Raw genomic sequence first — 19,645 nt, forward strand, 5'->3', positions numbered from 1 at the left:
GGGCTACGGAACCTGTTGGGAAACCGACGAAGCCCTTGCGAAGGCTCGCCGCGTCTGGCTCACGCCTGATTTGATTGTAGTTTTGGTACGACTCAATCGTTCGGAAGAGCTGAAATCGCCAGCGAAATGTAGTAAAACTACACAAAGCCGGATCTACCCAACCGGTATATCCAAGAATTAATGTGCCCGCTCAAAAAGCCGGCCACGCATCCTGGCTTCCGATTCTGGAAGCCTTTCCGCTCTGGAGCAAGCCATGCAAGACCTCGATCCAATCGAAACCCAGGAATGGCTGGACGCACTGGAATCCGTCCTCGACAAGGAAGGCGAAGACCGTGCCCACTATCTGATGACGCGTCTGGGTGAGTTGGCCACTCGTAGCGGCACGCAGTTGCCCTATTCGATTACCACCCCCTACCGCAACACCATCCCGGTAACTCGCGAAGCGCGTATGCCGGGTGACCTGTTCATGGAGCGCCGCATCCGCTCGATCGTTCGCTGGAACGCTCTGGCCATGGTCATGCGCGCCAACATGCAGGATCCGGATCTGGGTGGTCACATCTCTACCTTCGCCTCCAGTGCGACCCTCTACGACATCGGCTTCAACTACTTCTTCCAGGCTCCGACCGACGAACACGGCGGCGACCTGATCTACTATCAGGGCCACGCCTCTCCCGGCATCTACGCACGCGCCTTCCTGGAAGGCCGCCTGAGCGAAGAGCAGATGCTAAAGTTCCGTCAGGAAGTGGACGGTGGCGGTCTGTCGTCGTACCCGCACCCGCATCTGATGCCGGACTTCTGGCAGTTCCCGACCGTATCCATGGGCCTGGGCCCAATCACCGCGATCTACCAGGCACGCTTCATGAAGTACCTGGAAAACCGCGGCCTCATCCCGGCCGGCAAGCAGAAAGTCTGGTGCTTCATCGGTGACGGTGAGACCGACGAGCCGGAAACCCTGGGCGCCATCTCCCTGGCCGGCCGCGAAAACCTAGACAACCTGATCTTCGTCATCAACTGCAACCTGCAGCGCCTCGACGGCCCGGTTCGCGGTAACAGCAAGATCATCCAGGAACTCGAAGGCGTGTTCCGCGGCGCCAACTGGAACGTTAACAAGGTCATCTGGGGCCGCATGTGGGATCCGCTGTTCGCTCAGGACGAAGACGGCCGCATGCAGCGCCGTATGGATCAGGCGATCGACGGCGAGTACCAGAACTATAAGGCCAAAGACGGCGCCTACGTGCGCAAGCATTTCTTCGGCCACGACCCAGAGCTGCTCAAGCGTGTCGAGAAACTGTCGGACGAGGAAATCTTCAACCTCAACCGTGGTGGCCACGACCCGTACAAGGTCTATGCGGCCTACCACCAGGCGGTCAACCACAAAGGTCAGCCGACCGTCATTCTGGCCAAGACCATCAAGGGTTATGGCACCGGTGCCGGCGAAGCCAAGAACACCGCACACAACACCAAGAAAGTCGATATCGAGTCGCTGAAGAAATTCCGCGATCGCTTCGACATCCCGCTGAACGATTCGCAGCTGGAAGAACTGCCGTTCTACCGCCCAGCCGAAGACAGCGCGGAAATGAAGTACCTACGCAAGTGCCGCGAAAAGCTCGGCGGCCACCTGCCGCAGCGTAACCGCGGCAACATCAGCATCCCGACGCCGCCGCTGGAAACCCTCAAGGCCGTTCTGGATGGCTCGGGCGACCGCGAAATCTCCACCACCATGGCCTTCGGTCGCATCCTCGCGTCGCTGGTCAAGGACAAGGAGCTGGGCAGCCGCATCGTGCCGATCCTCGCTGACGAGGCCCGTACCTTCGGTATGGAAGGCATGTTCCGCCAGCTGGGTATTTACTCGCCTGTCGGCCAGTTGTACGAGCCGGTCGACCGCGATCAGGTGATGTACTACCGCGAAGAGAAGGACGGCCAGATCCTCCAGGAAGGTCTCAACGAGGCCGGTGCGTTCTCCTCCTTTATCGCTGCTGGTACCGCCTACAGCAACTACAACACGCCGATGCTGCCGGTTTACATCTTCTATTCGATGTTCGGCTTCCAGCGTATTGGCGACCTGGCCTGGGCTGCCGGCGACGGCCAGACCCGCGGCTTCCTGCTGGGCGGCACTTCCGGCCGTACCACGCTGAACGGCGAAGGCCTGCAGCACGAGGACGGCCACAGCCACATCCTCGCCAGCACCATCCCCAACGTGCGCAGCTATGACCCCACCTACGCTTACGAGCTGGCGGTGATCATGCGCGAGGGCACGCACCGGATGATGACCCTGCAGGAAAACGTTTATTACTACATCACCGTGATGAACGAGAACTACCAGCAGCCGGCCATGCCCGAAGGTGTCGAAGAAGGCATCATCAAAGGCATGTACCTGCTCGAAGAGGACAAGAAGGAAGCCGCCCACCACGTGCAACTGCTGGGCTGCGGCACCATCCTCAACGAAGTTCGCGAAGCGGCTAAGATCCTGCGCAACGACTACAACATCGGCGCCGATGTGTGGAGCGTTACCAGCTTCAACGAACTGCGTCGCAATGGCCTGGCCGTGGAGCGCAGCAATCGCCTGCACCCCGAACAGGAACCCAAGAAGAGCTATGTCGAAGAGTGCCTGAGTGGCCGTCAGGGCCCGGTCATTGCCAGCACCGACTACATGAAGCTGTTCGCCGAACAGGTTCGTCAGTGGGTTCCGGTCAAGGAATACAAGGTACTGGGTACCGACGGTTACGGCCGCAGCGACAGCCGCCGCAAACTGCGTGACTTCTTCGAAGTGGATCGTCGCTGGGTCGTTCTGGCCGCGCTCGAAGCGCTGGCCGATCGTGGTCAGATCGAACGCAAGGCCGTGGCCGAAGCCATCGTCAAGTTCGGTATCGACCCCGAAAAACGCAACCCACTGGACTGCTGAGGAGACGCATTGTGAGTGAATTGATTCGCGTACCCGACATCGGCGGTGGTGAGGGTGAAGTCATCGAGTTGTTCGTCAAGGTTGGCGACCGCATCGAGGCCGACCAAAGCCTGCTGACCCTCGAGTCGGACAAGGCCAGCATGGAGATCCCGGCCCCCAAGGCCGGCGTCGTCAAGAGCCTGAAAGTGAAGCTGGGCGATAACCTGAAAGAAGGCGACGATCTGCTCGAACTGGACGTGGAAGGCGATGCCGAAGCCGCCCCGGCCGAGCAAGAGCCGGCACCTGCCCAAGCAGAACCTGCCGCTGCAGCGCAACCAGCCGCCGAGCCGCAAGCTGAGCCTGCTGGCAGTGCCGAGCCTCAGGAAGTCAAAGTGCCGGACATCGGTTCCAGCGCCAAGGCCAGCATCATCGAAGTAGCGGTCAAGCCGGGCGACACCATCGAAGTCGACCAGTCGCTGATCACCCTCGAATCCGACAAGGCGAGCATGGAAATTCCATCGCCTGCCGCTGGCGTGGTGGAGAGCGTGTCGGTCAAGGTCGGTGACGAAGTGGGTACCGGCGATCTGATCCTGGTGCTCAAAGGCGCCGCGGGTGCACAGCCGAAGCAGGCTGCCAGCGCTCCTGCTGCCGCACCAAGCGCTGCTCCCCCTGCCGAAGCCGCTGCTCCTGCGGCTGCCGAAGAACCGGCGGGTGAAAGCAGTGAAGAAGTGCGTATTCCGGATATTGGCGAAGACGCGGCTGGCGTGATCGAAGTACTGGTCAAGGTTGGCGACAGCGTCGAAACCGAACAGTCGCTGATCGTGCTGGAGTCGGCCAAGGCCAGCATGGAGATCCCTGCCCCCAAGGCTGGCGTCATCGAAAGCATTTCCATCAAGGTCGGCGATCAGGCCAAGACCGGTGATCTGATCCTGGTTCTGAAAGTCCAGGGCAAAGCCGCCGCCAAACCTGCAGCCGCCGCTCAGGCGCCAGCTGCTGCCCCGGAACAGGCCAAAGCGGCCAACGTTCAGGGTTCGGCACCTGCCAAGGCTGCACCGCAGGCCGCTCCGGCAGCCACGCCAAGCCGTGATGGCAGCAAAGTGCACGCTGGCCCGGCCGTACGCCAGCTGGCCCGCGAGTTCGGCGTCGAGCTGAGCGCCGTGCCAGGTACTGGCCCGAAAGGTCGCATCCTCAAGGAAGACGTGCAGGTCTACGTCAAGGCCGAGCTGCAGAAAGCCAAATCGGCTCCTGCCGCAGCGGCTGCCGGTGCAACCGGTGGTGCTGGCATTCCGCCGATCCCGACCGTCGATTTCAGCAAGTTCGGTGAAATCGAAGAAGTGCCGATGACCCGCCTGATGCAGGTCGGCGCCGCTAACCTGCACCGCAGCTGGCTCAACGTGCCACACGTGACTCAGTTCGATTCGGCTGACATCACCGAGCTGGAAGCCTTCCGCGTCGCCCAGAAGGCCGTCGCCGAGAAAGCCGGCGTGAAGCTGACCGTTCTGCCACTGCTGCTCAAGGCATGCGCCTACCTGCTCAAGGAGCTGCCGGACTTCAACAGTTCGCTGGCGCCAAGTGGCAAAGCGATCATCCGCAAGAAGTACGTGAACGTTGGCTTCGCAGTCGACACCCCGGATGGCCTGCTGGTACCGGTGATCAAAAACGTCGATCAGAAGAGCCTGCTGCAACTGGCTGCTGAAGCCGCTGCACTGGCAGAGAAAGCGCGCAACAAGAAGCTTTCGGCTGACGACATGCAGGGCGCCTGCTTCACCATCTCCAGCCTCGGCCACATTGGCGGCACCGGCTTCACGCCGATCGTCAACGCGCCGGAAGTGGCAATCCTCGGTGTCAGCAAGGCAACCATCCAGCCAGTCTGGGATGGCAAGGCCTTCCAGCCCAAGCTGATGCTGCCGCTGTCGCTGTCCTACGATCACCGTGTGATCAATGGCGCAGCCGCTGCACGCTTCACCAAGCGCCTGGGCGATGTGCTGAACGACATCCGCACCATGCTGCTGTAAGCAATACGTTTTCGAGCGCCACGCTCGTAACCTCGACCCCGCCCGATCAGGCGGGGTTTTTTTTGCATATTTCAACGCTGTGGTCGCATTAAAGTGCGCTCGAAGCCCCGTAATAGACGTCAAATTTAAATAATTGTTTATTTAGATCAGCCAGTTAAAAGAAAGACGTCACAATGCCATTAGATTTCTTGTCAGCCGTCACCCCATGGTGCAACCTAAGGGCCATTACCGCCTTGCAGCGGCCAGGGAGATACGGCAACCCCCTCGTTAGCGCTATAGTGAAAAGGCCAGGCGTTTGCCTAGGCCAGCAGATGGATACAGCCATTCGATGAAAAGCCATCCCGATGCCGCGAGCCGTTTAGCGGCCGAGGTCGTGACGCAACTGCCCGTGCCTTCTCGGCTCGGCATGCTGCGTTTCGAGCGGATGAACGAAGCGAACTGGCTGCTGCTGTTCATTGATGCTTCTTGCGAAAAGCAGCTCGGTATCGCCGCCAGTGACCTCTGCACCCTGGTGGAAACGCCCTACGCCAGCCTGATGGAACCGGAAGCACGCTACCGGCTGCACGATGCCATTCAGCAACAATTGTCTGAAAGCACACATTACCTGGTGCACTACACACTGCACACACCGCACGGACCGTTGAGGTTGATGGAGCTCGGTGAGCCATTCAAACAACGGGGACGACACCTGTTGCGCGGCTATCTGATGGTCACCGACGACGCTTTCGCAGACAGCCACAACCTTCCCACGCCAGAGCCACCAGAGCACACCGAGGTGCTGGACTCGCTAGAGCAATTTCAGCGAAGCCAGGCTGAACTGCAGCAGCATCAATTGCGCTCTCTCGCGCAACAGCAACTCATCGTGCGCCTGGCCAGCCAGCGCTATCAGAGCAGCGATCCGACGCGTGAAGCTGCCGAGCTGATCACCCGCAGCGCCTGCGAGATATACGGCGTTGCCAGAGCGGGTATCTGGCATATCAATGGCGACACGCTAGATCCCGTGGCGTTGTATCTGCTCGATCAGGATCATTACGAAGTACCGTTACCGATCGACGGTCGTCGCTACCCGAAATACCTTCGTGCATTGAAAGAAAGTCGCTCGCTGAACGCCCATGACGCCGAAAGCGATCCGCGCACCAGTGAGCTGCGTGACGACTATCTACGTCCCGAAGCGATCACCGCCATACTTGATGCCAGCATCCGGGTCGGTGGTGAACTGGTTGCCGTACTGTGCCTGGAACACACCGGTGGGCCGCGGATCTGGCAGGCGGAAGAAGTCACCTTCGCCGGAGAGTTGGCCGATCAATACGCCAACGTGCTGAGCAATCAGGAACGCCGTAACGCCACCAGCGCTCTGTATCTGTTCCAGCGCGCCGTCGAGCAGAGCGCCAGCGCCTTCATCTTGCTTAATCGCGACGGCATGGTGGAGTACGTAAACCCAAGCTTCACCGCGATTACCCAGTACAGCGCCGACGAAGTGCAGGGTCGTCAGCTGTCGGAGCTACCCGCCTTGGAGAATCTAAGCGAGCTGCTATTCGACAGCACTTCCGGGCTGGCAGAACAGAACAGCTGGCAGGGCGAATTCAAGAGTCGGCGTAAGAACCTGGAACCGTACTGGAGCCAGTTCTCGATTTCCAAGGTGCACGCCGACGACGGCACGCTGACGCACTACATTGGCATTTATGAAGACATTACCGAAACCAAACAGTCTCAGCAGCGCATCGAACGCCTGGCTTACAGCGACAACCTGACCGGCCTGGGCAATCGCTATGCGTTTATTCGAGCCCTGGAAAAACGCTTCACCACCACCAGCAGCTCACCGATTAGCCTGCTACTGGTCGATATCGACAACTTCAAACGAATCAACGACACCCTTGGCCACCAGACTGGCGACAAGTTGCTGGTGAGCCTGTCCAAGCGCCTGCGCAACAGCTTCGGCGGCGAAGGTACTTTGGCGCGCTTCGCCAGCAACGAATTCGCCATCCTGCTCGACAATTGCCACAGTGAGCGCGGCCAATTGATCGCTCAACAGGTGCTGGAAACCCTCGATAAGCCGTTGTTCGTCGATAACCAGTTGATCAACGTCACCGGTTCCGTTGGCCTGGCCTGCTCACCTGAACACGGTGAAGATCCGCAGACATTGATGAAGCATGCCGGCCTCGCACTGCACAAGGCCAAGGCCAACGGCAAGAATCAGTTGCAGGTATTCACAGATGTTCTGAATGCCGAGGCCAACTACAAATTATTCGTGGAAAACAACCTGCGCCGCGCCCTGACGCAGAACGAACTCGAGGTCTACTACCAGCCCAAGCTGTGCCTGAAGACCGGACAACTGCTGGGCATGGAGGCGCTGCTGCGCTGGCAGCATCCGGAAAAAGGCATGATTCGTCCGGATCAGTTCATCAGTGTCGCCGAGGAAACCGGGCTGATCGTGCCCATCGGCAAATGGGTGGTGCGTCAGGCCTGCCGCATGAGCAAGCAGCTCACCGCCGTCGGCTTGGGTAACCTGCAGGTGGCAATCAACCTGTCGCCCAAGCAGTTCAGCGACCCGGATCTGGTCGGCTCGATTGCCGCCATCCTGGAGGAAGAGCAGTTGCCGCCGGAGATGCTTGAGCTGGAGCTCACCGAAGGCCTCCTGCTGGAAGCTACCGAAAGTACCCGCAGCCAGCTCAGCCGCCTCAAGCAATTGGGCCTGACGTTGGCCATGGATGACTTCGGCACGGGTTACTCGTCACTCAGCTACCTGAAAAAATTCCCGATCGACGTGATCAAGATCGACCGCAGCTTCATCAAGGACATCCCGGAGAATCAGGACGACATGGAAATCACCTCGGCGGTGATCGCCATGGCGCACAACCTCAAGCTCAAGGTGGTCGCCGAAGGTATCGAAACCGCAGCCCAGCTGGGTTTCCTGCGCCGTCAGCATTGCGATATCGGCCAGGGCTACCTGTTCGACCGCCCCATACCCGGCCGAGATCTGGTAGAAAGCCTCAAGCGCTACCCGCGGCGCCCTACGCGCTGAACGGTCGCTAACAGCCAACGGCCGCTGCGGTCTACCCCAAACAACAGCAACGACTCGGAGAACATGATTCATGGTCTTACGCTCGCAAATTCTCGCCCACAAACTCGAGCTGCCCAGCGCCGAACAGGCCTTGCCTGGCCGCGAGACACCGATTTCAGTGCCCGAAGCCCACTATGTCAATGGCAACCCGCTGCAGGGCCCGTTCCCCGCAGGTCTGCAGACTGCGCTGTTCGGACTGGGATGCTTCTGGGGTGCCGAGCGCCGCTTCTGGCAGCAGCCTGGCGTGTGGACCACCGCTGTGGGCTATGCCGGCGGTCATACGCCCAATCCGACGTATGAAGAAACCTGTTCGGGCCTAACGGGCCATGCCGAAGTGGTGCTGGTGGTGTTCGATCCGCAGCAGACCAGCTATGAAGAGTTGCTCAAGGTGTTCTGGGAGGTCCACAACCCAACCCAGGGCATGCGCCAGGGCAACGACATCGGCAGCCAGTACCGCTCGGCCATCTACTGCACCGACGAGCAACAGCTCAAGGCCGCCCGTCATAGCCAGGCACAGTTCCAAAGCGAACTGGAGAAATCCGGACTTGGCGAGATCACCACGGAGATCGCCCAAGCACCGACCTTCTACTACGCCGAGGCTTACCACCAGCAGTACCTGGCGAAGAACCCGGAAGGCTATTGCGGCCTGAAAGGAACCGGTGTGTGCCTACCAGCCTGAGGGCTGGAATAGTCCTATCTGACGGGATGCTACAACCCCAGGACGGCGCTAGACTTAGCCAACAGTCACTTTGCAGATCAAGCACGGAATGCCGGATACCACTCAGTACATTTCGCCCGACCAGCTTTGTGTCGGGCTTTATGTCCAACTCGATCTGAGCTGGTGGGAACATTCGTTCGCCTTCAGTAATTTCAAGATCAAGGACGAAAGCCAGCTCAAGCAGCTCCGTGCGCTGGGTCTCAAGCGCTTGCGCTACGACCCCGCGCGTAGCGACTGCGGGCCCCTGGCATTGCCGACCAAAGTGGTCGAACAGGCGCCACCAACCCCGCCAGATCCTCAGGAACAGGCGCGTCAGGTGCGGGTCAAGCAACTCAGCGTGCTGCGCAAAAGGCTGTCCGAGGTCGACCGCGCCTTCACCCAGGCCAGCCAGCGGGTCAAGACACTCAATCAGAGCCTGCGAAACCAGCCGGAGAACTCGGTCAAACTGGCTGGGGCATTGGTCAACGAGCTGGTCGAGACCATGCTTGGCGAGGATGGCGTAGCACTGCACAGCATCACCGGCAAGGCTGCCGAAGATGCCTACGTGCATTCGCTCAACGTCACCGTGCTATCGGTCATGCTGGGCCGCCAGCTGGGCCTGGATAGCGAGGCCTGCCACATGCTCGGCATGGGCGCCCTGCTGCATGACATCGGCAAGCTGGAAGTACCCAGCAAGGTACTGCTCAAACTACCGCCCCTGACTCACGCCGAGCAGCAGTTGCTGGAGATGCACACCGTGTTCGGCCGACGTATGGGCGAGAAGCTGATGCTCGACGACGACGTGCTGCGCATCATCCACGAGCACCATGAATATTGTGACGGCAGCGGCTATCCACGGCAGTTGCACGAAGCATCGATCGGCCGCCTGAGCCGCATCGTGTGCATCACCAACCACTTCGACAACCTGTGCAACCCACTCGACCCGCGCACAGCCCTGAGCCCTCACGAAGCTCTCGCACGCATGTACTCGCCACAGCAGCGAGTGCGTTTCGATGAGGTCGCGCTAAAGGCGTTTATTCGCTGCATGGGCGTCTACCCGCCGGGCAGCCTGGTTCAGTTGCAAGACGAGCGCTACGCCCTGGTGCTGGGTATGCACCCAACGCTGCCAATGAAGCCGACGCTGATCATCTACGATGCTCAGGTGCCCAAGGAAGAAGCGCTGATCGTCAATCTGGAAGCAGACGCCTCAGTGGTCATCGCAAGCAGCGTGCGCGCCTCGCAGCTGCCCCCCGAAGCCCGCGAGTACCTGAATCCGCGTCAGCAACTGAGCTACTACGTCGATCCACGGCGAAGGTAGATCAGCCCGTCATCCATAGATGCACCCAGATGCCCGAGTATCCCTATCTTCTCATTCATGGCCTGATTGGCAGCCTGCGTGATCTGGCACCGCTATTTCGCTCACGGAGCATCCAGGCACACATGCCCGACCTGCTCGGTTACGGCGGCCTGCAGCATGTGGATCCCTCCACCATCACGCTACCCGGGCAGGTTGCGCACCTTGCTCGATGGCTCACGGAGAGAGACATCGAGCGTGTGCACCTGGTAGGGCACTCCGTTGGAGGCGCAATCGCCATGCTGTTCGCAACGGCTCATCCGACAAGGGTCGCGTCGATTTACAGTGTCGAGGGAAACTTCTCGCTGACCGATGCCTTCTGGTCAGCCAGCGTGGCTCGGATGACGCCCCATGAGGCTGATACGATGCTGGCGCAATTCAGGGAGAACCCGGATGGCTGGCTGGCAAAGTCTGGGATCGCGACCACCGCGAGCCATCGTGCAAGCGCATCGAGCCTCCTGGGCAACCAGCCGGCATCGACCATCCAGGCCACCGCACGCTCGGTCGTTGAGGTAACCGGTCATGCTGACTACCTGCAAGCAGTCAGGGAAATATTCGAAGGATCGACACCCGTGCACCTGATCGCCGGAGAGCGCTCGAAAGAAGGTTGGACCCTCCCACCGTGGGCGCTGGAAAAGGCCGCCAGCGTTACCTGCCTGCCCGGTGGGCACCTGATGATGCTGGAAGACCCGGAGCAGTTCGTGAGCGCCCTCACAAGCCGCTGAAACCAGGCCTTCGATCGATACAGATAAGAGCCGTCAGCTCTGCTCAGCGATCAGCCAGTCGAGGCGCCAGCTGCCTTTGCTTTGTGCCATGCGTTCGGCCAGCCAGGGCAACAGCTCGCGTAATTCCTCTTCCAGTCCCCATGGCGGGTTACTGATCAGCAGGCCGGAACCGTTCAGGCGCTGAGCCTCATCAGCGGGGTGCACGAACAGTTCGGCACGTAGCAATTTCGGCGCCGCGCTCTTTTCCATGTCGCGGTAGAAACGCTTGAGCTGACGCTCGTCCTTGATCGGGTACCAGATCGCCACGATGGTCTGGCGCATACGACCGATGGCCTCGTTGAGCGAGGTAACGCAGCGCTCCAGCTCATCGGCCTTCTCGAACGGCGGGTCGATCAGCATGACTGCACGCTTCTCACGCGTCGGCAGCAGGGCACGCGGCAGATGCCAGCCTTCGCCCAGGTGCACGGCCACACGCCGGTCACCGGCCATGTTTTCCTTGAGCAACTGACCGTCTTCCGGGTGCTTCTCGTTGAGGTGCAGGCGATCCTGCTCGCGGGTGTGCAGACGCGCCAGCTCGGGCGAGCCCGGATAATGGCGCAGGACGCCATCGGGGTTCATCGCACGGATCACTTCCAGATAATCGAGTAACGGTTCCGGTGCATCCGTGGCGTCCCACAGACGACCGATGCCCTCACGCCACTCACCGGTGCGGCTGGCCTGGTCGCCAGTCAGGTCGTACAGGCCGACACCGGCATGGCTATCCAGATAGGCGTACGGGGCCTCCTTGCGCGCCAACAGGGCGAACAGGCGGCACAGCACCAAGTGTTTCAATACATCGGCGTGGTTGCCGGCATGGAAGGCGTGGCGGTAATTCATCATCGGCTCCTGAGCAGGAGGCGAATTGTAGCCGTCCTGCGCGCGCGCTGCAGCGCCTGCGGTGGAATGCCCCAGGCCATTTACGGCTTGTTCCTCGCCATCACGGCGGTCGATGATGCTAGCGGGCCGCGCGCAGCTCCCTAGACTGGCCTCATTCAACCGGAGAGCCATCATGCCCGAGACCTTGCTCAGCGCCCGCAACCTGGCGTTCGAACTCTACGAAGTGCTGAATGCCGAAGCGCTCACCAGCCGCCAGCGGTTCAGCGAGCACAGCCGGGAAACCTTCAACGCCGCGTTGGATACCGCGCACAGCATCGCCGAAGAGCTGTTCGCTACGCACAACCGCAAGGGCGACGAGAATGAGCCGCAGTATGTCGACGGCGCCGCGCAGTTGATCGGCGAGGTCAAGCCAGCGCTGCAGGCCTTCGTCGACGCTGGTTTCCTGAACGCGACCAGAGACTTCGAGGCAGGCGGCATGCAACTGCCCAACCTGTTGTCCCAGGCTTGCTTCGCGCATTTCCAGGCGGCCAACATCGCCACGGCCTCCTACCCGCTGCTGACCATGGCGGCCGCCAACCTGATCGAAGCCTTTGGCGATGAACTGCAGAAGCGTCGTTTTCTACAGCCGATGATCGAAGGCCGCTTCTTCGGCACCATGGCATTGACCGAGCCCCATGCAGGCTCCTCTCTCGCCGATATCCGCACCCGTGCCGAGCCGGCAGCTGATGGCAGCTACCGCCTAAAGGGCAACAAGATCTTCATCTCTGGTGGCGACCATAACCTGAGCGAGAACATCATCCACCTGGTGCTGGCCCGACTGCCCGACGCGCCGGCCGGGGTGAAAGGTATCTCGCTGTTCATCGTGCCGAAATTTCTGATCGACGAAGACGGCAGCCAGGGCCTGCGCAACGATGTGGTTCTGACAGGCCTGTTCCACAAGATGGGCTGGCGCGGCACCACCTCCACGGCATTGAATTTCGGTGATCACGGTAATTGCGTCGGCTATCTGGTGGGCAAGCCTCATGCCGGCCTGTCCTACATGTTCCAGATGATGAACGAGGCGCGTATCGGCGTCGGCATGGGTGCGGTGATGCTCGGCTACGCCGGCTATCTGTACTCTCTGGAATACGCACGCCAGCGCACGCAGGGGCGCCTGCCCGACGGCAAGAGCCCGGCAAGCGCTCAGGTGGCGATCATCGAGCACGCCGATGTACGCCGCATGCTGCTGACCCAGAAGGCCTACGTGGAAGGCGCCTTCGACCTCGCTCTCTACTGTGCTCGCCTGTTCGACGATAGCCAGACGCTGGAGGACGCCGAACAGCGTGAGCAGGCCGGGCAACTGCTCGACCTGCTGACTCCGGTGGCCAAGTCCTGGCCGTCCGAGTATTGCCTGCAAGCCAATGCCCTGGCGATCCAGATTCTCGGCGGCCACGGTTATACCCGCGATCACCCGGTGGAACAGTATTACCGAGATAACCGCCTCAACCCGATCCACGAAGGCACCCACGGCATCCAGTCCCTCGACCTGCTAGGGCGCAAGGTCGGCCAGCACGGCGGCGCGGCACTCAAGGCATTGAGCCGGCAGATCATCGATACCTGCCAGCGCGCCGAACCCTTCATCGAACTGGACGCCTTGCGTCAGCCGCTGGAAAAACTACTGGCGCGCCTATCGAACGTCACGCTAGCGCTGCTCGGCGACCTGCAGCAGGGCCGCGTGAACAGCGCTCTGGCGGACTCGGCGCTGTACCTGAAGGTATTCGGCCATCTGGTAATCGGCTGGCGCTGGCTGGAGCAGGCCGTTCACGCGGAGCAGGGTCGCCTAGCTGGTAATGCGGCCGATGTCGACTTCTACAGTGGCAAACTGCAGGCAGCGCGCTATTTTCTGCTGCGTGAAGTGCCCGGCTGCCATCACGACCTGGATGTGCTGGAACAGCGCGACGACACCTGCCTGACAATGAACGAGGCGTGGTTTTGAGGGATAAAAAAACGGGCCCATTTAAGGCCCGTTTTCAGCGCCAACGACTCAGCGCGGGATAATCACTGGTGCGCTGAGTTTTTCCAGCAAGCTGGCCTGCGCGCTACGCGAGTTCTGGTTGCCGGTCGGCGAAAGCCGCAGGTAGCGCCCGTCTGGCTGCAGCACCCAGGCATGGGTGTTGTCGGTCAGGTAGGTTTCCAGCTCCTTCTTCACGCGCAGAATCAGTTTTTTACCCTCGACCGGGAAGCAGGTCTCCACGCGCTTATCGAGATTGCGCTCCATCCAGTCGGCACTGGAGAGATAGATTTTCTCTTCGCCGCCATTGAGGAAGTAGAACACCCGGGTGTGCTCCAGGAAGCGACCGATGATCGAACGCACCTGAATGTTGTGCGACACGCCCGGCACGCCCGGCCGCAGGCAGCACATGCCACGCACCACCAGATCGATCCGCACGCCGGTCTGGCTGGCCTTGTACAGCGCGCGAATGATCTTCGCATCGGTCAGCGAGTTGAACTTGGCGATGATGTGCGCCGGCTTGCCTTCGCTGGCCAGGTGGGTTTCCTTGGCGATCAGGTCGAGCAGGGTTTTCTTTAGGGTAAAGGGCGCATGCAGGAGCTTCTTCATGCGCAGGGTCTTGCCCATGCCAATCAGCTGACTGAACATTTTTGACACATCCTCACCCAGCGCCACGTCGGCGGTGAGCAGGCTGTAGTCGGTGTACAGACGGGCGTTGCCGGCGTGGTAGTTACCAGTACCCAGGTGCGCGTAACGGACGATCTCGCCGTTCTCACGACGCAGAATGAGCATCATCTTGGCGTGGGTCTTGAAGCCCACCACACCGTAGATCACCACCGCACCGGCAGCCTGCAGGCGGCTAGCCAGGGCCAGGTTGGACTCCTCGTCGAAGCGTGCGCGCAGCTCGATCACCGCGGTGACTTCCTTGCCGTTGCGCGCGGCTTCCACCAGGGCATCGACGATCTCCGAGTTGGCGCCAGAACGGTAGAGCGTCTGTTTGATGGCCAGCACGTGGGGGTCTTTAGCGGCCTGGCGCAGCAGGTCAACGACCGGCGTAAAGGACTCGAAGGGATGCAGCAACAGGATGTCCTGTTTGCTGACCACGCTGAAAATATTCTCGCTGTTCTGCAACAACTTGGGGATTACCGGCGTGAACGGCGCGTATTGCAGATCCTGATGGCTTTCCAGACCGGTGATGCTGAACAGGCGGGTCAGGTTGACCGGGCCGTTGACCTGATACAGCTCGTGCTCCGACAGGCCGAACTGCTTGAGCAACTGGTCAGTGAGGTGTTTCGGGCAGCTGTCGACCACCTCCAGGCGAACCGCATCACCGTAACGACGGCTGAACAGCTCACCGCGCAGGGCGCGGGCCAGGTCTTCGACATCCTCGGTGTCCACCGACAGATCGGCGTTACGGGTCAGACGGAACTGGTAGCAACCCTTGACCTTCATGCCAGGGAACAGGTCATCGGCGTGGGCGTGGATCATCGACGACAGGAACACGTAGTTGGCGCCTGGGCCGCCGACGTCTTCCGGCACCTTGATGATCCGCGGTAGCAGACGCGGCGCAGGGATTACAGCCAGACCAGAATCGCGACCGAAGGCATCGACGCCTTCCAGTTCGACGATGAAGTTCAGGCTCTTGTTGACCAGCAGCGGGAACGGGTGCGTCGGGTCGAGACCGATCGGTGTGATGATCGGCGCGATCTCGTCGCGGAAATAGCGGCGCACCCAGGCCTTGTGCTTGGTCGTCCAGTAGCGGCGGCGAATGAAGTTGATGCCGTGCTTGGCCAGCGCAGGAAACAGCACATCGTTGAGGATGGCGTACTGCCGGCCAACCTGCTCGTGTACCAGTTCGGCGATGCGCGAGAGCGCCTGATGTGGCTGCAAGCCATCGGCGCCGGCCTGTTCACGGGCGAAGTTGATCTGCTTCTTCAGCCCGGCAACGCGGATTTCGAAGAACTCATCGAGGTTGCTGGAGAAGATCAGCAGGAACTTCAGACGTTCCAGCAACGGGTAGGACTCGTCCAGCGCCTGTTCCAGCACGCGGATGTTGAACTGCAGTTGCGACAGCTCACGATGGATGTACAAGCTACTGTCATCCAGGCTGGGCACTGGCACGGCGACCGCCGTGGTTTCGACTACTGGCGTTTCCACTATCGCTTCCACCGGCGCTTCGTCGATCACCGGCAGGCTGACTGCCGGTACATCGAGCTGTTCGTTCTCACTGAGTCCTTCGTTGCTCATTGAATTACCCTGGAGGGGCTACTGCCCCTGTCGTATGAGTTCGGCCGCACGCACGGCGAAATAAGTGAGGATGCCATCGGCACCCGCTCGTTTGCAGGCCGTCAGCGACTCGAGAATGACCGCTTCGCTGAGCCAGCCGTTCTGGATGGCAGCCATGTGCATCGCATATTCGCCACTGACCTGATAGACAAAGGTCGGCACCTTGAATTCGCTTTTGACCCGAGAAACGATGTCCAGGTACGGCATGCCCGGCTTGACCATGACCATGTCGGCGCCTTCGGCGAGGTCGGCGGCGACTTCATGCAACGCCTCGTCACTGTTGGCCGGATCCATCTGGTAGGAGGCCTTGTTGGCCTTGCCGAGGTTCAGCGAGGAGCCCACCGCATCGCGGAACGGGCCGTAGTAGGCGCTGGCGTATTTGGCAGAGTAGGCCATGATCCGTACGTTGACGTGATCGGCCAGCTCCAGCGCCTCGCGGATAGCCTGGATGCGCCCGTCCATCATGTCCGACGGCGCCACCACCTGAGCGCCCGCATCGGCGTGAGACAGCGCCTGCTTGACCAGCGCATCGACGGTGATGTCGTTCTGCACGTAGCCTTCTTCGTCGAGAATGCCGTCCTGACCATGGGTGGTGAACGGGTCGAGGGCCACGTCGGTGATCACCCCTAGCTCGGGGAAGCGCGCGCGCAACGCACGGGTGGCACGCTGAGCGATGCCGTCCGGGTTCCAGGCTTCACTGCCGTCGAGGGTTTTCTTTTCTGCGGGGGTTACCGGGAACAGCGCCAACGCGGGAATACCCAGAGCCACCCACTTCTCCGCTTCCTGCAGCAGCAGGTCTATGGACAGACGCTCAACGCCGGGCATGGATGCCACCGCCTCACGCTGATTCTCGCCATCGAGCACGAATACCGGCAGGATCAGGTCGTTGGTGCTCAGCACGTTCTCACGCACCAAACGCCGGGAAAATTCGTCGCGACGATTGCGGCGCAGGCGGGTGGCTGGGAACAGGCGGTTAGCAGGGGTAAAGCTCACGTGCAGACTCCTGGGCCCGCTCAAGCGGGCGAAGTGTGACAGTTATAAGCCGCCATTATGACCAAATGATGACGACGATAACGAATACTGCGACGGCACGTCGCAGCCGATAAGGCACATCGGATGCACCAAAATTGCTCGCAATCGGCATAACACCCCGGCATTGCAAGCAAAAGCTGCCAGCGGTTATTTCACAGTATTTCGACAAATGCTGTTTTACGTTGTCGAACCACGTAGCCTTGCGTTCCCTCCTCTACGGTCATCTTCAATGCTGGAAAATTTGCTGCAGCACTTCGGTTACCCGGCCCTGGCCCTGGGCACTTTTCTCGAAGGTGAAATGTCGCTGTTACTGGCGGCTTATCTGGCGTTGCGGGGCATTTTGCAGATCGAGCTGGTGATAATCTTCGCCTTCCTCGGCACCTATGCCAGCGACCAACTGTGGTTCCATCTGGGCCGCCGTCACGGTCGACGCATTCTCGATAATCGTCCCCAGTGGCAAGCGCTCAGCGACAAGGCACTGGTGTACTTGCGCCGCCATCCGGATCTTTGGGTGCTGGGCTTCCGCTTCTTCTACGGCATGCGCACGGTGATGCCACTGGCCATCGGTATCTCCGGCTATCCGCGTCGCCGTTACGTGATTCTCGATGCCATCGGCGCAGCGATCTGGGCCATCGTGCTCGGCACCCTCGCCTATAAGCTTGGCCGCGCACTCGAAGGCCTGCTGGGTGAGCTGCATCAGGTTCAGTTGTACGTCTTCGCGGGTTTGCTGATCATCGGCCTGGGCATCTGGCTGTACCGTCGTAGACAGCGCCGCACCTGAAACACTGCAATTGACGACGACCTCACAAACGTTCAAAAGCCTGTAACAATTGGCTGACTGATCAGTCATAACAGAAGACACGTTACCCCCAAGCGAGACCGCCGGACGCTAGATCCGGGCTCGGCTCGTACCTCATCAGGAGTTGGTCGATGAACAAGAAAGTCGCAGTGATTCTTTCCGGTTGTGGCGTCTATGACGGCTCGGAGATCCACGAAAGCGTGATCACCCTGCTGCGCCTCGACCAACGCGGCGCCGAAGTGCAGTGCTTCGCGCCAAACATCGATCAGGCACACGTACTCAACCACCTCAGCGGCGAGGAAATGCAGCCGGCGCGTAACGTGCTGGTGGAATCCGCACGCATCGCCCGCGGCAACATCAAGGACGTGCGCGAACTGCGCGCTGACGACTTCGATGCGCTGATCCTGCCGGGTGGTTTTGGCGCTGCCAAGAATCTTTCCAACTTCGCCAGCGCTGGCGGCGACTGCACCGTGCAGGCCGACGTGCTGGCGGCTGCGCAGTCGTTCGTCAGCGCCTCCAAACCCATCGGGCTGATCTGCATCGCCCCGGCCCTGGCTGCGCGCATCTTCGGCGCCGGCGTGACCTGCACCATCGGTCATGACGCCGACACCGCCGCAGCACTGACCAAAATGGGCGCAGAGCACGTCGAGTGCAACGTCGAAGATATCGTCGAAGATACCCAGCGCAAGCTGGTGACTACGCCGGCCTACATGCTGGCTGAGTCCATCTCCCAGGCGGCGTCAGGGATCAATAAGCTGGTAGACCGCGTGCTGGAACTGACCCACGAGTGAAAACTATCGCCGCCCACAGCGGCGACGCTTAAACGCTTGGTCGACAAGGCGTTCAACCGCGTGACAGACGCGTCAGCAGGCGATCCAGAGAATTGGCGAAAGCCTGCCGATCCCTGTCGCCGTAGGCAGCCTGACCACCGCCGACCTGCCCCTGCTCACGCAGGTCGGTGAACAGATTACGCACCGCCAGACGCTCGCCCATGTTGCGCTCGTCGAACTCCTTGCCGCGCGGATCCAGCGCCAGCACACCTTTCTTCACCAGACGATCAGCCAGCGGCACATCGCTGCAGATCACCAGCTCGCCTGGCACGGCGTGCTCCACCAGATAATCATCAGCCGCATCCGGGCCGCTCGGCACAACGATCAAACGTACACAGGCGAAAGCCGGCTTGGGCTGCGCTTGCCCGGCGACCATGACGACTTCGAAGTTACGCTTGAGCGCGAACTTGACCACCTGATCCCGCGCCAATCGTGGGCAAGCGTCGGCATCGATCCATACGCGCATATTTAGACCGGCGCGCGACGCACGGTGGCTAACAAAGCGGCGGCGCCCACGAACAGTGCGCCAAAACTGCGGTTCATGATGCGCTGCTGACGCGGCGTGCGCAGCAGACGCAGAACGCGTACGGCCAGGCCGGTATAGCCGGCCATTACGATCAGATCGACAGTCACCATGGTCACGCCAATGATCAGGTACTGCTCGGTCAGCGGTGCATGGGGGTTGATGAACTGCGGCAGCACCGCGAGCATGAAGACGATTGCCTTGGGGTTGCCGAAATTCACCAGGAAGCCGCGCAACACCAGGCTCAGCGGCCGGCCAATCGGGCGCTCGCCGCTCACGTTCATATCGGCAGGTAGCGCAGACCATTGTCGCCAGCCCAGGTAAACCAGGTAAGCGACGCCAAACCACTTGATCAGGCTGAAGGCCAGCGCCGAGGTCGCCAGAATCGCACCGACGCCAGCTGCGACGATGATGATCTGTAGCGCCAGGCCGAGCTGCAGGCCCAAGGCGTTCCAGTAACCGCGCAGGAAGCCGTATTGCAAGCCGGCCGACATCGATGCGATGGCACCGGCACCTGGCGACAGGCTGATCAGCCAACAAGCGACGAAGAACGCGAGCCAGGTTTCCAGAGCCATA

14 protein-coding genes are annotated in these 19,645 nt (G+C 60.7%); 9 read left to right on the forward strand and 5 right to left on the reverse strand.

The annotated features are described in order from the left end of the window. Positions 1-253 precede the first annotated feature (253 nt). The 6 genes from aceE to ACZ3GY_RS21755 all read left to right on the forward strand — a co-directional run bounded on the left by aceE (position 254) and on the right by ACZ3GY_RS21755 (position 10,733). A complete protein-coding gene (aceE, locus tag ACZ3GY_RS21730; protein ID WP_465911946.1) occupies positions 254-2,902 on the forward strand; it encodes a pyruvate dehydrogenase (acetyl-transferring), homodimeric type in 2,649 nt (882 codons plus the stop codon). Between the two features lie 11 nt (positions 2,903-2,913). Further along, the gene (gene aceF, locus ACZ3GY_RS21735) at positions 2,914-4,896 is read left to right on the forward strand and encodes a dihydrolipoyllysine-residue acetyltransferase (protein WP_465911947.1); all 1,983 of its coding nucleotides are present in this window, start codon (positions 2,914-2,916) and stop codon (positions 4,894-4,896) included. 328 nt (positions 4,897-5,224) lie between these two features. Further along, entirely contained in the window at positions 5,225-7,918 is a 2,694-nt protein-coding gene (locus ACZ3GY_RS21740) for a sensor domain-containing phosphodiesterase (protein ID WP_463563266.1), read from the forward strand. A 70-nt stretch (positions 7,919-7,988) separates the two neighbouring features. Further along, positions 7,989-8,636, forward strand: coding sequence for a peptide-methionine (S)-S-oxide reductase MsrA (gene msrA, locus ACZ3GY_RS21745; RefSeq protein ID WP_465911948.1), 648 nt, complete (start codon positions 7,989-7,991; stop codon positions 8,634-8,636). 88 nt (positions 8,637-8,724) lie between these two features. Next, entirely contained in the window at positions 8,725-9,972 is a 1,248-nt protein-coding gene (locus ACZ3GY_RS21750) for a cyclic di-GMP phosphodiesterase (RefSeq protein WP_463563265.1), read from the forward strand. Positions 9,973-10,001: 29 nt separating this feature from the next. Continuing rightward, complete coding sequence (locus ACZ3GY_RS21755; RefSeq protein ID WP_465911949.1) at positions 10,002-10,733, forward strand: alpha/beta fold hydrolase; 732 nt, start codon at positions 10,002-10,004, stop codon at positions 10,731-10,733. Positions 10,734-10,766: 33 nt separating this feature from the next. Here ACZ3GY_RS21755 and ACZ3GY_RS21760 read toward each other — a convergent pair whose 3' ends face one another. Next, entirely contained in the window at positions 10,767-11,609 is an 843-nt protein-coding gene (locus ACZ3GY_RS21760; RefSeq protein ID WP_463563264.1) for a 23S rRNA (adenine(2030)-N(6))-methyltransferase RlmJ, read from the reverse strand. Positions 11,610-11,781: 172 nt separating this feature from the next. On the opposite strand from ACZ3GY_RS21760, the gene ACZ3GY_RS21765 reads away from it, so the two are divergent. Further along, positions 11,782-13,584 (forward strand): acyl-CoA dehydrogenase family protein, encoded by a 1,803-nt coding sequence (locus ACZ3GY_RS21765; RefSeq protein ID WP_465911950.1) that lies wholly within the window; start codon positions 11,782-11,784, stop codon positions 13,582-13,584. Positions 13,585-13,632: 48 nt separating this feature from the next. On the opposite strand, the gene ppk1 is transcribed toward ACZ3GY_RS21765, so the two are convergent. After that, positions 13,633-15,846: a polyphosphate kinase 1 gene (gene ppk1, locus ACZ3GY_RS21770; protein WP_463563262.1), complete on the reverse strand. Its 2,214-nt coding sequence runs from the start codon at positions 15,844-15,846 to the stop codon at positions 13,633-13,635. 18 nt (positions 15,847-15,864) lie between these two features. Beyond that, positions 15,865-16,878 (reverse strand): porphobilinogen synthase, encoded by a 1,014-nt coding sequence (gene hemB, locus ACZ3GY_RS21775; protein WP_225836153.1) that lies wholly within the window; start codon positions 16,876-16,878, stop codon positions 15,865-15,867. Between the two features lie 268 nt (positions 16,879-17,146). Here hemB and ACZ3GY_RS21780 point away from each other — a divergent pair, with 268 nt between their 5' ends. Together ACZ3GY_RS21780 and elbB are read left to right on the forward strand one after the other, a co-directional pair. Further along, positions 17,147-17,698: a DedA family protein gene (locus tag ACZ3GY_RS21780; RefSeq protein ID WP_225836154.1), complete on the forward strand. Its 552-nt coding sequence runs from the start codon at positions 17,147-17,149 to the stop codon at positions 17,696-17,698. Between the two features lie 149 nt (positions 17,699-17,847). After that, positions 17,848-18,507 (forward strand): isoprenoid biosynthesis glyoxalase ElbB, encoded by a 660-nt coding sequence (gene elbB / locus ACZ3GY_RS21785; protein WP_465911951.1) that lies wholly within the window; start codon positions 17,848-17,850, stop codon positions 18,505-18,507. 52 nt (positions 18,508-18,559) lie between these two features. Here the strand turns inward: elbB and ACZ3GY_RS21790 are convergent, their stop codons facing one another. Together ACZ3GY_RS21790 and rhtB are read right to left on the reverse strand one after the other, a co-directional pair. After that, the gene (locus tag ACZ3GY_RS21790; protein WP_463563259.1) at positions 18,560-19,012 is read right to left on the reverse strand and encodes a YaiI/YqxD family protein; all 453 of its coding nucleotides are present in this window, start codon (positions 19,010-19,012) and stop codon (positions 18,560-18,562) included. Between the two features lie 2 nt (positions 19,013-19,014). Beyond that, positions 19,015-19,644 (reverse strand): homoserine/homoserine lactone efflux protein, encoded by a 630-nt coding sequence (gene rhtB, locus ACZ3GY_RS21795; RefSeq protein WP_463563258.1) that lies wholly within the window; start codon positions 19,642-19,644, stop codon positions 19,015-19,017. Between the last annotated feature and the right edge of the window lies 1 nt (position 19,645).

The sequence above is a fragment of the Pseudomonas sp. PME37.24/006 genome (genome assembly GCF_055556635.1).